This window comes from Polyangium sp. 15x6 (assembly GCF_029960785.1).
In the GTDB taxonomy this organism is placed as follows: Bacteria; Myxococcota_A; Polyangia; order Polyangiales; family Polyangiaceae; genus Polyangium.
Genome location: NZ_JASBQE010000013.1, coordinates 12867 through 25588, shown reverse-complemented (window position 1 = coordinate 25588; position 12722 = coordinate 12867). Strand labels below are relative to the sequence as shown.

At 67.9% G+C, this 12722-nt stretch carries 11 protein-coding genes and 1 pseudogene; 6 read left to right on the top strand and 6 right to left on the bottom strand.

Annotated features, from left to right (window positions below):
- Nucleotides 1-11: 11 nt before the first annotated feature.
- Entirely contained in the window at nt 12-1709 is a 1698-nt protein-coding gene (locus QHF83_RS12335; RefSeq protein ID WP_282417990.1) for a PAS domain-containing sensor histidine kinase, read from the top strand.
- A gap of 153 nt (nt 1710-1862) precedes the next feature.
- Nucleotides 1863-2222 carry a GFA family protein gene (locus tag QHF83_RS12330; RefSeq protein ID WP_282417989.1) on the top strand — a complete coding sequence of 120 codons (360 nt, stop codon included), beginning with the start codon at nt 1863-1865 and terminating at the stop codon, nt 2220-2222.
- A 102-nt stretch (nt 2223-2324) separates the two neighbouring features.
- Here QHF83_RS12330 and QHF83_RS12325 read toward each other — a convergent pair whose 3' ends face one another.
- The 3 genes from QHF83_RS12325 to QHF83_RS12315 form a co-directional block, all read right to left on the bottom strand.
- Nucleotides 2325-3710 (bottom strand): MFS transporter, encoded by a 1386-nt coding sequence (locus tag QHF83_RS12325; protein WP_282417988.1) that lies wholly within the window; start codon nt 3708-3710, stop codon nt 2325-2327.
- A 103-nt stretch (nt 3711-3813) separates the two neighbouring features.
- Nucleotides 3814-4281: a MarR family winged helix-turn-helix transcriptional regulator gene (locus tag QHF83_RS12320; RefSeq protein ID WP_282417987.1), complete on the bottom strand. Its 468-nt coding sequence runs from the start codon at nt 4279-4281 to the stop codon at nt 3814-3816.
- Nucleotides 4282-4370: 89 nt separating this feature from the next.
- Nucleotides 4371-5402 (bottom strand): pyridoxamine 5'-phosphate oxidase family protein, encoded by a 1032-nt coding sequence (locus tag QHF83_RS12315; protein WP_282417986.1) that lies wholly within the window; start codon nt 5400-5402, stop codon nt 4371-4373.
- Between the two features lie 116 nt (nt 5403-5518).
- Here QHF83_RS12315 and QHF83_RS12310 point away from each other — a divergent pair, with 116 nt between their 5' ends.
- Nucleotides 5519-6241, top strand: coding sequence for a TetR/AcrR family transcriptional regulator (locus QHF83_RS12310; protein ID WP_282417985.1), 723 nt, complete (start codon nt 5519-5521; stop codon nt 6239-6241).
- Nucleotides 6238-7158, top strand: a complete 921-nt coding sequence (locus QHF83_RS12305; RefSeq protein WP_282417984.1) for an oxygenase MpaB family protein — start codon at nt 6238-6240, stop codon at nt 7156-7158. The genes QHF83_RS12310 and QHF83_RS12305 overlap by 4 nt, the downstream gene beginning before the upstream one ends.
- Before the next feature lie 45 nt (nt 7159-7203).
- Here QHF83_RS12305 and QHF83_RS12300 read toward each other — a convergent pair whose 3' ends face one another.
- On the bottom strand, nt 7204-7995 hold the full coding sequence (locus QHF83_RS12300; RefSeq protein WP_282417983.1) for a phytanoyl-CoA dioxygenase: 792 nt from the start codon (nt 7993-7995) through the stop codon (nt 7204-7206).
- 203 nt (nt 7996-8198) lie between these two features.
- Entirely contained in the window at nt 8199-9095 is an 897-nt protein-coding gene (locus QHF83_RS12295; RefSeq protein WP_282417982.1) for an AraC family transcriptional regulator, read from the bottom strand.
- A gap of 108 nt (nt 9096-9203) precedes the next feature.
- Here QHF83_RS12295 and QHF83_RS12290 point away from each other — a divergent pair, with 108 nt between their 5' ends.
- Nucleotides 9204-9947: an SDR family oxidoreductase gene (locus QHF83_RS12290; RefSeq protein WP_282417981.1), complete on the top strand. Its 744-nt coding sequence runs from the start codon at nt 9204-9206 to the stop codon at nt 9945-9947.
- A gap of 1189 nt (nt 9948-11136) precedes the next feature.
- Nucleotides 11137-11322: pseudogene (locus QHF83_RS53460) on the top strand (pentapeptide repeat-containing protein); the annotation flags it as partial.
- 15 nt (nt 11323-11337) lie between these two features.
- Here the strand turns inward: QHF83_RS53460 and QHF83_RS12285 are convergent.
- Complete coding sequence (locus QHF83_RS12285) at nt 11338-12354, bottom strand: hypothetical protein (RefSeq protein ID WP_282417980.1); 1017 nt, start codon at nt 12352-12354, stop codon at nt 11338-11340.
- Nucleotides 12355-12722: the final 368 nt, after the last annotated feature.

Below are 12722 nucleotides of genomic sequence, written 5' to 3'. Positions count from 1 at the left end.
GGGATGGGGAAGTGACGACCGATCTCATCGCGAGATCCGGCGCGACGGGGGCACTCATATCGCGGCTCGATTGGTCGAAGACGCCGCTCGGCCCCCTCTCGGACTGGCCTCCGCGGGTGAGAGTACTCATCGAAACGGCGCTCCCGAGCGGCATCCCGCTCTGCATGCTCCTCGGGGCCGATCCGGCCCAGGCGCAGGTCGTCTACAACGACGCGTTCTCCGCGCTCCTCGGCCACAAGCACCCCGCTGCGATGGGGCGGCCCGCGCGCGAGGTGTGGCCGGAGAGCTGGGATTTCTTCGAGTGGGCGCTGCGCCAGGTCTGGCACACCGGGCAGCCGGTGACGGGGAAGGATCTCATGCTCCACCTCGATCGCGGCAACGACCTCGAGGAGGTGTACGTCTCGATCTCGTTCAGCCCCATCCGCGACGACCAGGGCTCCGTGTGTGGAGCGCTGATGTGCGGCATCGAGACGACGGGCGCCGTGCTCACCGCGCGGCGCGAGCGCGCGCTCCGCCTGCTCACCGAGGCGCTCCGCCCGGCGAAGACGGAGGACGACTTCTACCGGATCATGCCGAAGGCCCTCTCCTACACGCTGAGGGACGTCTTCTTCGCACTCCTCTACGAGCTCGACTGGGCCGGCACGAGGGCCACGCTGCGCGCCTCCGCGGGGCTCGCGGCCGAGGTGCCCGAGGCGCTCCGCGAGATCGCGCTCTCGCCCGGGTGTCCCTGGGAGATGGCGTGCGTGGCGCGCGAGAACGAGATGCGGCTCGTCTCGACGTCGGGCCTCGGGCTCTGCGTGATGAACGCGCTCGCGGGCCCGCCGACGCGCGCGGCGGTCATCCCGGTGACGGGCGGCTCGCCGTCGGGCCGCGCCGCCATGCTGGTCGTGGGCCTCCGCTCGGCGCGCGCCCTCGACGACGACTACGGCGCCTTCGTCCTCCGCGTCGCGCGCGAGCTCTCCGTCACGCTCGCCGACATCCAGAGCCGGCGAGCGGCGGAGCTCCACGCGGCGGCCGTGGCCGAGTCGAGGCTCAAGGACATGTTCCTCGGGATCGCCTCCCACGAGCTTCGCACACCGCTCACCTGCATGAAGCTCAACGTGCAGCTCGTCCACCGCGAGCTCCTTTCGCTCGAGCCGCGCCTCGCCGAGCGGCTCGAACGGCTCTCCCGCTCGATCGATCGCATGACGCGGCTCGTGAACGAGATGCTGAGCGTGTCGGCGATCGCCGCGGGCAAGCTCGCGCTCCAGGAGACGCACTGCGATCTACGCGCCATCTGCACGAGCGCCGGGGCCGAGCAGTCGCAGGTGGCGCGACGCCCGCTCTCGCTCCACCTACCCGAGCAGCCCGTCCACATCCTCGCGGACGAGAACAGGACGGCCGAGGTGATCGCGAACCTGCTCGCCAACGCGTACAAGTACTCTGCGCCGGAGGAGCCCGTGGAGCTCTCGCTCGAGGAGTCCGGCGCGGAGGCGATCGTCACGGTGAGGGACCGGGGGCCGGGCATCCCGAGAGAATCCCTCCCGCATGTCTTCGATAGGTTTTATCGCGTCCCCGGCGTGAGCGTGCGCGCGGGCTCCTACCTCGGCCTGGGGCTCGGCCTCTACCTGTCCAAGGCGATCGTCGAGCAGCACCACGGCCGCATCTGGGTGGAGAGCGAGGTGGGTCGGGGGAGCGCGTTCTCGTTTTCGATGCCGCTCGCGGCGTGACCGGGCTTGCCTCCTTGTCGGTCATCGCCTCGTTTCCGCTGCGAATGCCGGGAAGCCGGCGAGCACGTACGATGCACTTCCCCGTGGACCCGGGACGAGCGCGCGGACAAACTGCGCCGCGCGTCAGGACGACGCACGAGGAGAGTCGAGCACATGACCGAGGCGAAGACGTACACGGGCGGGTGTCACTGCGGGAAGGTTCGTTACGAGGTGAAGACCGACATCCAGGACGTGGTGTCGTGCAATTGCTCCATTTGCATGAAGACGGGCTCGTTCCTGGCCTTCGTGCCGGCCGCGGCGGTCGAGGTCCTCTCGGGCGGGGACGTCGTCAACGATTATCAGTTCGGCAAGAAAAACATCCATCACCTGTTCTGTCCGAGCTGTGGGGTGCGATCGTTCGCCCGCGGCTCGATGCCCGACGGGACCGAGATGTACGCGATCAACGTCCGCACGCTCGACGACGTGGACCTCGGCGCGTTCAAGGTGAAGGAGTTCGACGGCAAGAGCCTCTGACGAGGCTCGGGCAGGCTCCCGCGCCCATCCTTCGGGTTGGGCGCGGGCTCGACCACGCCGTCGCGCTCCCGTCTTGCAGCGCATGCAAGACGGGCATCTGGCTCATCCCGAAGCCGAGGGGGCGGAGGCGGGCACAGCCGCGCGGGGAGTTCGTAGCGCGAAGGCCGACAGGCAGGTGACGAGCCCGAAGCACGCGATCGCGAGCCACGCGGGAGCATACTGGGAGGCCATGGTCGCCGTGCCGGTCAGCGCGACGAAGAGCGCGACGCCGACGGCGCCGCCGAGCTGGCGCGCCGTGTTGAGGATGGCCGTCCCGGTCGCGTATTCGGACGCCGGCAGCGAGGCCGTTCCTCCCGCGAGGAAGCCCGTCTGCGCGATCCCCGCGGCCGCGCCGAAGAGCAGCGACGCGGGAAGGAAGTGCGTCGTCCACGTCGGCTCCTGATCGAGCAGCACGTACCACCAGATCGCCGCGAGGACGAACAGGCATCCGCCCACGATCGTCGCGTACCGCGGCGGCACGGAGAGCCGCCCCGCGACGAGCGCCGTGACGGCCGCCGTCGCCGGGCCCCACGCGAATCCCGCGCCCGCGACGAGCGTGTCCCATTGCCAGACCGAGGTGAGGAACAACGTTCCTCCGAGGAGCATCATCGCAAAGCCGATGTAGAAGCAGCCCATGCCGATCGTTGCGACTGCAAAGGTTGGAATACGAAAGAGCCGCAGGTCGAGCGCGGGGGACGCGGAGGTTCGGCAGCGCCGGACGAACCAGGCGAGCAGGACGACGCCGACGGAGGTCGTCACGAGGAAGCTCGGGCTCAGGGCGCCCCAGTCCGGGGCGTACGAGATCGCCGCGACGATCGCGCCGATGCCGAGCGCGAGCAGGGACGAACCGAGGAGATCCGGCACGTCGGTTTTACCATACGCGGTGTCGACGAGCTCTTTGCTTCGCCACGTCGCCACGGCAACGAAAGGCACGTTGATGAGGAAAATCAGGCGCCAGTCGAGGTGAACGAGCGCGCCGCCGACGACCGGGCCGAGCGCGGCCGCGACCGCGCCGGTCGCCGCCCACACGCCGACCATTTGCGTGTGCTTCTCGCGCGGACAGGCCGCGAGGACGAGGCCGAGGCTCGTCGGGACCATCATCGCGGCGCCGACGCCCTTGACGGCGCGCGCGAGGATCAACATCGAGACGCTCGGCGCAAGCGCACAAGCCGCGCTCGCGACGCCGAAGACCACGAGGCCGAGGCGGAAGACGCGCTTGCGTCCGTACCTATCCGCGAGCCGCCCCGCGGGGATCATCATCGCGGCGAAGAGGATCGAGTACGCGGAGAGGACCCAGGAGAGGGCCTGGTTCGTGGTGTCGGCAAAGCTCTGCTTGATCGACGAGAACGCGATGTTGACGACGAAGAGATCGAGCGACGAGAGGACGCTGGCGGTCCCGACGATGAGCAAGGTCTCGATCGGTCGATGTTTCGTGGAGGAAGTGGTCACGGCGTGACTCCTTCGAGGCTCTGGGTCACCATCACCCATGCGAATACGTGCATATGCACCTTTCTGGAACGGCGATGCATCGAGGTCCTCCTTGGGGAAACCGTCAGGTGCGCGCGGCTTCGACGGCCCGAGCGAGCTTTCGGCGGAGCTCGGCGGCGTCGTCCGCGCCGTAGGCGTCTTCGAATCGGGCCTGCGCGCGCGCCCAAGCGACGCGCGCTTCTTTCAACTTCGCCGTTCCCGCCGGGGTGAGCCGGAGCTGACGAACGCGACGGTCGTGCTCGGCGACGCCCATCACGACGAGGCCCTCTCGTTCGAGGGGCTTCAGGTTGTGCGCGAGCGTCGTCCGATCCATCACGAGCGCCTCCGCGAGATCCTGCACCGTCGCGGGAGCGATGCGCGCGAGGCGGGAGAGCACGGCATACTGGGTGGAGCGGAGCCCCGTGCCCGCGAGCTCCTCGTCGTAGAGCTGGGTGATCTGGCGAGCCGCCTGGCGAACGGCGAGGCAGTTGCAGAGGATCTCGCTCGGGGCGAGAGGTGCGTCCGAAGGCTGGCCACGCGTCGATGACGCCATGGCACCTCATATAGGTGCATATGCACGTACTTGTCAAGCCGAGAGCGGGCACGCCGCTGGACCCGCGCGGCAGGAGCACCACCGAAGCGTCAGTAGCGGTTCTTCTCGTAGTCGTGCTCGAGCGCCCAGCCCACCACGGTCTTCGAGGCGAGCGCGCGCACCGCGGACGCCGCGAGGCCCTTCTGCTTGTTTTGCTTCAGGTGGTCGATGCAGATCTCGGCCATCTTCGGCAGCTCGCTGCGGGGCACGTGGCGCGACGTGTTCCAGAGCTGCGCGTCGCGCACGGCCGCGCTGGGGACGAGGCGCGCGGATTCGACGTCGAGCAGCATCGACAGCTTCGGCGTCTTGTTCTCGACCGCCATCGACGAGAGCAAGGTCGGCTCGGTCGTGAGCGAGGCGCGGCCCGAGAGCTCCACCACGCGATCGTCGCCGGGCCGGAGCGCGAGCAGCGCGACGCGTGGCTGTTCGAGCAGGTTGTGGAAGGTGTCGGTGCGCCGATTGCCCGGCCGATCCGCCACGGCGAGCCGGCCTTGCGCGTCGACTTTGAGGAACCCGGGCGGATCGCCTTTGGGGCTCGTGTCGCCCGCGCCCTGCGCATCCCACGAGCTCAACGTCACGAAGGGTACGTGGGAGAGGAACGAAAGCACTTCGGCGTCGGCCAACGGCCCCGAGGGAGCGGCGAGCCGCGGAAGCGAGATTTCAACCGGCTTCTCCCACAACGAGGACCGCAGAATCGACTTCGCGCAGTGCATGAAGGCTTCTTCGACGGTGACCAAAAGCTCCGCGCCGTCGAGCGAGGGCCGGCCATTCACGCGCAGCGTCTCGCCCAGCCCCGGAACGAAGAAGAGGAGCGAGCAGCCGGTACGAACATCGATGACCGCGGGCTCCGGCAGCGTGAAGCGCAGGTGCGTTCCCTCGATGGAGCGCGCGAAGCCAGGGGGGCCTCCCACCGGCCACGCGCGCGCTCGGCCATCGGTGTCCGCGAAGCCCAGCACGGCAAACGGCGAGCGCGCGAGGAGCCGCACGCAGTGCACGTCGAGCGTGTCGATGGACTTCATCAACACCGGAAGCGGCCTGCTGCCGACGAGCTGCTCCAGCGCTTCGACTGTTTCTAGCTTCACGCCCCTCATCCTGCGCTTGTTGATGATGACTTGCAACTTCATTTGTTCGGGTGCGTTCACAACCGGTCGCCGCATTTTTCTTGTGGTTAGTGAGCGACTAACTAAGTATCAAAACCGTGCCGCTCTCCGCAGAGGCCGAAGGAACGTTCACCCGCATCCTCGACGAAGCCGAGGCGCTGTTCGCGACACGTGGTTATCGGCGCACGCGGCTGTCGGAGGTCGCCGCGGCCGTCGGGGTCAGCGAACCGGCGCTCTACCGTTACTTCCGCGGAAAGGACGCGCTGTTCGAGCAGGTGCTGCGGCGCGCCGCCGCCTCGCCGGGTCCTTACGAGCCCCCCGGAAACCTCCCGGTGCCGAACCCCGAGCCCGGCCAGATCGAGTCCTTCCTGCGCGCCTTCTTCGAGCAGAGCCGCCGCGTGGCAGCCCTCGAGCGCGCGCTCCGCGGGCCCGCTCCCCGTACGACGGCAGAAGCACGAACGGAGCTCGCAGGCGTCGTCGGCGAGCTGTTCGACCTGGCGACGAGGTATCGGGCAGGGGCGCGCATCATGAACGCGAGCGCGCTCGAATCGCCCGAGCTCGGGCGCATCTGGGACGAGAACGTCCGCGGATATTTGACGCGCGCCGTCGAGCGCTACCTCGGTCGGAGGTCGGACGAGGGCCTGCTCGCGTTGCCCACGGCTCCGAGCGACGCGGCCGTCGTCCTCGCGAGCCTCGTGACGAGTTACGCGGTGCACGCAGCCGATCTCGGGATGCCCGGCGCTCACTCCGTCGAGCACCGGCGCGAGGTCGTCGTCGCGTCGGTCGTCGCCATGCTCGAACCCAGAAAGGTCATCCGATGAAGCTGCCCATCCCCCTGCGCACGCGCCGCTGGGACGACGAGATCGCCCGGCTCGATCCTGAGCGCGACTACGAGGCCATCGTCTACGCGCTCGCGAACCACGTCTTCCCGTTCGAGATCATCGTCGCGATGGAGATCGCGCAGCTCAGGACCTTCACGATCCCGAGCATCAGCAAGCTGCTCCACGCGACCGGGCAGTACGAGCACGAGGGCCCGAAGCGGCTCGACGATACGAAGGCCATCCTGAACGAGATCCACCGGCCCGGCCTCGAATCACGCGCGAGCCGCGAGATGGTGGAGCACCTGAACCGCATCCACGGGCTGTACCGGATCTCGAACGACGATTTTCTCTACACGCTGAGCACCTTCGTCTTCGATCCCATTCTCTTCATCGAGAAATGGGGCCACCGCGCCATGACGGAGAAGGAAAAGGATGCCTTTTACTTTCTCTACCGCCGGCTCGGCGAGCTCATGCACATCCGCGACGTGCCGGAGAGTCGCGCGGCGTTCTTCGCGTGGCGGCAGGACTACGAGCGCCGCGCGCAACGCTACGCGCGCGAGAACGAGGCGGTCGCCCGCGGTCTGCTCGTCGCCGTTCAGGGCCTCTTGCCGCCCGCGCTCGTCCCGTACATCGAGCCCGCGGTCGTCCTCCTCACGGGGGACGACGGGTTCCGCGCCGCGCTCGGTCTTCGCGAGCCCGACCCTGGCCTCGCTCGTTTCCTTCGCGCGCTGCTCGCCGCCTATCGCCGGGCCACGCGCCATGTCTCGCTCTACGAGCACCGTGATTTCGGGGAGACCGAGATTTACAGCTACTACCCCACCTACCCCTCGGGCTACGACCGGCTCCGCCTCGGGCCCACCAAAGTGATCGAGATTCTCGCGAAGAAGGGGACCGCGCAAGCCGTCGCCGGAGAGTAAAACCTGCCGGTCTCGGCCGCGCGGCCCTGCTATGGGCGGGCGAATTCAGTCGAGCGCGAGGCGGATGGCCCTCTCGACCGGCGAGTCGTTCCCGTCGGTACGGGTGGGCTCGAAGGGCACACGCGGGAGCAAGGGGGGCTGAGCGAGGAAACGTGGAACGCGGCCGCGATGCAGCTGCCCGGCGTGCACCAGGAACGGGTGGCAGAGGTAGACGGTGCCCGCGGGGCCCGTGGCGAGCGCCTCGGGCAGGTGCGCGGATTCGGCAAAGCCCGTGCTCACGAGCTCGCGCAGCGTGAGACCAGCCTCTCCGTGTGGCGCGAGGCGGCGTGCGATCTCGACGTGCGAGCCGATGCGAAGGCGCGTGGGCGCGTCGGCGTCACCGACGTCCGAGAAGAGAAAGAGCATCAAGAGCGCACGGCCTTTTGATGCGACGTTGGCACGCCACGCGAAAAAGTCCGGCTCGTTCTCCCAGCCGAAGCTGGCATCGATGTGCCATCCGCAATCCCCGGGATCGTCGGGAGATGGGAAACGAATGGGAAACGTCCCGAGGCTCGCGCGGGGCAACCAGCGATCGACGCCGACCAGCGAATCGAAGGCGGCGAGGAGTCTGGGCGTGTTCACAGCCGCTCGGAAGGGCGGATGGGCTTGGTCGCCGAGTCGAATGACGGGTTTTGTCCAGGTGGACGGGTCGTCGGGCGAACAGCCCGTTGCGGCCCACAAGATGGCGCGACACGCGTCGGCGAGGTCGCGGGGGAAGGCGTCGTCGATACGGACGTAGCCTTCGTGGACGAATTGATCGATCTGCGCTCCCGAGAGCGCGAACTGGCGATGGGGCATGACGATTCTCCTGCAAACGGACCGAGACGTGGCGCACGCGTGCCCACACGCGGGCAAGCGCGCACAGCGAGTTGCGCGGGCCTGGGGCCACGCTCAGCCGAGCAGGAAAACTGCGAAACGCATCGTCATCCGAGGCGGAGGATGCCACTCCGCTCGGCATGACGCAAGCGCGGCGCGACGCCGCAAGGGTGTGATGCGACGTTCTAACCGGCACGCGCATAACGACTCGGCGGCTGGCCCACGTGGCGGCGGAACGCCGTGCTGAAGGTGCTCGCCGAGCTGTAGCCGACGCGCTCGGCGACCTCGGCGATTCCCATGTCGTGACGGCGGAGCAGATCCCTCGCGACGGCCATCCGCCAGGCGAGCAGGTATTCCATCGGCGACACGCCCACGGTGCGGATGAAACGCTCGAAGAACGACGAGCGCGAGAGCGCCGCCGTCTTCGCGAGCTGCGCCACCGTCCACGAACGCGCGAGCTGACCGTGCATTTGCCGTATCGCCGGCGCGAGCCGCGCATCGGATAGCCCGCGCAAGAGCCCCGGAGGCGCGTCGTCGCCCGACGTCGACCGCAACGCTTCGATGAGCAGGATCTCCACGAGCCGCGTGAGCACGAGGTCGCGCCCCGCTCTCTGCTCTTTCGATTCCTCTCCGACGAGCCGCACCAGCACCGACAGCCGCTCGACACCACGCACGTGCAAGAGCGCCGGCAAGAGCGACACCAAGAGAGCCGCGTCAGGCGAGTCGAAGACGAAATAGCCGCCGAGCAGCCGCACGTCGGGCCGTCCACCACGCGTGCCGTGGCGGACTTCATCCGTCGGCGCGGGCGTGACCTTGGGGTCGATGCGCTCCGGCGTCACCGGTTCGAAGCCCGACATGGTGAAGCCCGGCGTCGCCGGCAGGAGGACGAAGTCGCCTGCCTCGAGCGTGACGGCAGGCTGGCCGTCCACCGCGAGACGGCAGCGACCCTCGAGCACGACACAGAAGCTCGGCTGGCCAAACTCCGCGTAGCGAACCCCCCACCGACCGGCGCCGCTGATGCGCTTCGAAAACACGGCCTGCGGCTGAAGCAGCGCGATGACTTCCGAGAGAGGATCATTCATGTCCGGACTCTAGCAAACGACATTCGGACTCTCCATGGTAGATCGTCCGGCTCGCGGCAATTACATTCTCCCCATGGACGCCGCGCGCATCGCGGCAAAGGAGCCGACATGAAAACGGTGCTCATCACGGGTTGCTCTTCCGGCTATGGCCTCGAGACCGCGCGCCATTTCCACGCGCAGGGCTGGAACGTCATCGCCACCATGCGAACGCCCCGCGAGGACGTTCTACCCCGATCGGACCGGCTGCGCGTGATCGCGCTCGATGTGACGAAGCCCGAGCAGATCGCGGCTGCGCTCGAGGCGAGTGGGCCCATCGACGTGCTCGTCAACAATGCTGGCATCGGGCTCCTGGGCGCCTTCGAGGTCACGCCGATGAGCACGGCGCGCGAGGTGTTCGAGACCAACACGTTCGGCGTGATGGCAATGACGCAGGCCGTGCTGCCGCAATTCCGCGCGCGCAAGTCGGGCGTGATCGTGAACGTGACCTCGAGCGCGACGCTTTCGCCCATGCCGCTGGTGGCCGTGTACACGGCGAGCAAGATGGCCATCGAAGGGTTCACCGCGTCGCTCGCGTTCGAGCTCGAGGCATTCGATGTGCGGGTGAAGCTGGTCGAGCCTGGCTATTGCCCGAACACGAGCTTCACGAGCAACGGGGGGTCCCGCATGGAAGGGCTGATCCCCGAAGCATACGCGCCTTTCGCAGCGCGCATCTTCGCTTCTTTCGGGCAAGTCACTACCGTGACGAGCGAGTCCGATGTGGCCGAGGGGGTGTGGCGTGCCGCGAACGACGCGACCGGAAGGCTCCGTTTCCCCGCCGGTCCCGACGCGGTGGCGCTGGCTCCGTCGGCCTAGGAGCACGTGGCACGTGCGCCGCTCGTCGGGACATCGACGCTGGCCTTGCCGTCGAGCGCACGGCGTGCCGTCGATGGGCGAGCACGTGGCGCCGCTCGACGCGAGCGTGGACGCAGGCGAGCACGCGAGGCGTCCAGGTTTTACCCCGGTTGACGGACGCGCGCTTCCGTGGATAGAAGCGCGCCATGATCGGGATCCGTATCGTGGGAAACCTGCCTGTCGGTGAACCGAACGAAGACAGGGGACTGATGACGTGGCTTCACTGCGTCGTATACGAATCGAGTGCCGATGGTGAAGACTGCGGAGGGGGCCGAGTTCGAGGCGCTCTATCCAATGTTGATGATGCCCATCGGAAACGGAATGTCGACTTGGCCGTGGTCCGCCGACTCTGCGCGTCCTTTGCCGCTGGATGCGAGCTTGTCGTGATGCCGTACGCCAGTGAGGACGAGGCGAAGCATGGGTCCGTGCTCGGATTCGTCGTCAGCACGCGAGGGCAACCGAGCGGCTTGATGCATCTGCAGCCGGCATTGCGCGGGCCTCGCGTGGTGGATTTCGCTGGCAATGGTCGGTTTCGAGTGCTTCCGAACGTCGAGACCGCAAGGCTGCGAAAGATGAATTGAGCGCTCCCGAGGGTGCACGCCGCGTGCTCGCCGGCTTCGGGCATCGAGGCGGCGCGGCGCTCGACGCTGGCCTCGGGCTCGTCGCCCTGCTCCCCTTGCCATCGGGGGGCGAGCCCGAGGGAGAGAATGGTTGGGACCGGGCGGATCACGCCCAAGCTGCATTCAAGGTCGCGTCGCAGCGTCTTGGAGGCGCCTTCAGCCGACCCGGAGGACGCTCGCACGCGTCGGGAAGATGCGCGCACACGCCTTGGAGACGCGTGGGCGCGACTTCGAGACGCCTTCAACCAACCCCACGCCGCGCGCAGGCGGCTGCGAGACGCGCGCAGGCGGCTGCGAGACGCGCGCAGGCGACTTCCAGACGCGTGGGCGCGACTTTCGAGACGCCTACACGCGACTTCGAGACGCGCGCAGGCGACTTTCAGACGCGCGCAGGCGACTTTCAGACGCGCCTATTCGTGATCGGGCTCACCCCAAAACGGGCGCTCATACCCCCGGGTGCCTTCGGGTCACGCGCCCCCTCCCCCTACGCACGTCTGCGCGCCTGCCCGCAGTGGTGATAGAGGAGCTACATGCTCTCTCCGGAGGATCGCGATGCGTGGATCGATCTCTTGCAGCGTGACGTCGCCGCGTTCAACGCGCAGCGGGATGCGCTCGCGCCCGGAGTACGCATCAATCTTCGGGGCGCGGATCTCGCGGGGCGTGATCTCGCGGACGCGCGCCTTTCGGGGCTGGATCTGACGGGGGCGCGGCTCTCCGGCGCGCGGGCGCGGTCAAGGTGGCTCGATCACGGAGGCCCGGAGGACGGCGGGTTTCCAGAGGTCCCTGCGCCATTCGATGTGGTATGTCTCGCTGCCGACCCGGGTGAAGACCTCGCCTTTGCTCTCGAACGATTCGGGTTCGGCCTCGCGCAACGTGCGCTCGCAGAAGCCGAGCCAGTTCACGGGTTTCATCGAGGGCGGCGTCGGCACGCCCAGGCGGAACCAATCGATCGACACCCACGCGTCGTGCACCCCCTCGTCCTCGGGCGCGTCCGGGATGTACCTCCGGCGCGCCGGATCGCGCAGGTAGCGCACGAGCGCCACGCCGGCGTCGTAATAGCCTAGCAGCGCAGTCAATCCTGCCTCCACGAGCCACTTCCGTTTTTCTTCCTCGTCCCCCGGCTCGAACAGGCCCGATGCATCCATGTCGATGAACAAGCCGGTCCGCCCGGCCGAGAGCGCCCCCCTTTCCCGCGGCGTCTTCGGCACCTCTTGGACGGCCGCCTGATCGAGCTCCGCGGCGCGCTCGTCCAATTCGACGGCCATGTCCGACGTGAGCAGCGAAATAGGTGGCTCCGTGAGGGCTCGGGGCGCCTCGCCCTCCTCTTCGCCGACCGGCGGCCCTTCTCCCCGGAGCTCGCGGAGCTTCGACAGGATCCTCAGGAGGTTTTTTCCGGGTATGATCACGTCGCCTACGGTGAACGTCGTCCCGAGGGAGTACACGTCCTTCTCGTCGAGCCTCGTCTTCCCGCCGAGGTTGCGCCACTGCAAGCGGTCCGCGTACGTGACCGTTTCGGGGGGTATGTGCGTGACGCCCAGCGCCTGGGGGACGATCGTGCTCCGCCGCTCCGCGATCGCTGCTTCGAGGTCCGGCCAGCGTCCCTTGAGCGCCTCGTTCACGACGAGCGCCAGCGTCAGCCGCGGATCCTCGCGCGGATGGTCCGTGGCGAGCAGGGGCCCTCGCTCGGTCGGCGTCAGGCGCAGCCACAACCCATCGATGTTCAGCCTCGTGTTGTCGTCTAGAACCATCGTGCTGCATCTAGGACAAATAAACGAGGGTTTCCGCCTCCTCGGGCGCGTAGCATGCTTCCCATGCGGCGGCCAACTGGATCCTCATACACCATTCGGAGACCCGCTTCCCGCCCTGGGGTTCTCCGTCCTCCGTACTTGGGCGCAATGTTCGTGGCTGTCGGGCAAACCTGTGCATCCACGACCGATGCTCATAGGAGCTGGCTCCACCGCCAGAGCCGACGGACGTGCAGAGGCCACGACGTGCCTGCACAGCGCCGCATTCGGGACGAGTACTCCATGAAATCGGATCATGTGAAACCGTGGGTACACCGCCGGGAGCAAGGACCCCGTGCTCGTTCACGTCACGGTCGCACGCGAGATCGAAA

Coding starts and splice junctions, on each gene's coding strand:
- QHF83_RS12285 (WP_282417980.1), bottom strand. CDS start 12,354: ATGGTTCTAGACGACAACACGAGGCTGAACATCGATGGGTTGTGGCTG.
- QHF83_RS12320 (WP_282417987.1), bottom strand. CDS start 4,281: ATGGCGTCATCGACGCGTGGCCAGCCTTCGGACGCACCTCTCGCCCCG.
- QHF83_RS12295 (WP_282417982.1), bottom strand. CDS start 9,095: ATGAATGATCCTCTCTCGGAAGTCATCGCGCTGCTTCAGCCGCAGGCC.
- QHF83_RS12290 (WP_282417981.1), top strand. CDS start 9,204: ATGAAAACGGTGCTCATCACGGGTTGCTCTTCCGGCTATGGCCTCGAG.
- QHF83_RS12300 (WP_282417983.1), bottom strand. CDS start 7,995: ATGCCCCATCGCCAGTTCGCGCTCTCGGGAGCGCAGATCGATCAATTC.
- QHF83_RS12330 (WP_282417989.1), top strand. CDS start 1,863: ATGACCGAGGCGAAGACGTACACGGGCGGGTGTCACTGCGGGAAGGTT.
- QHF83_RS12305 (WP_282417984.1), top strand. CDS start 6,238: ATGAAGCTGCCCATCCCCCTGCGCACGCGCCGCTGGGACGACGAGATC.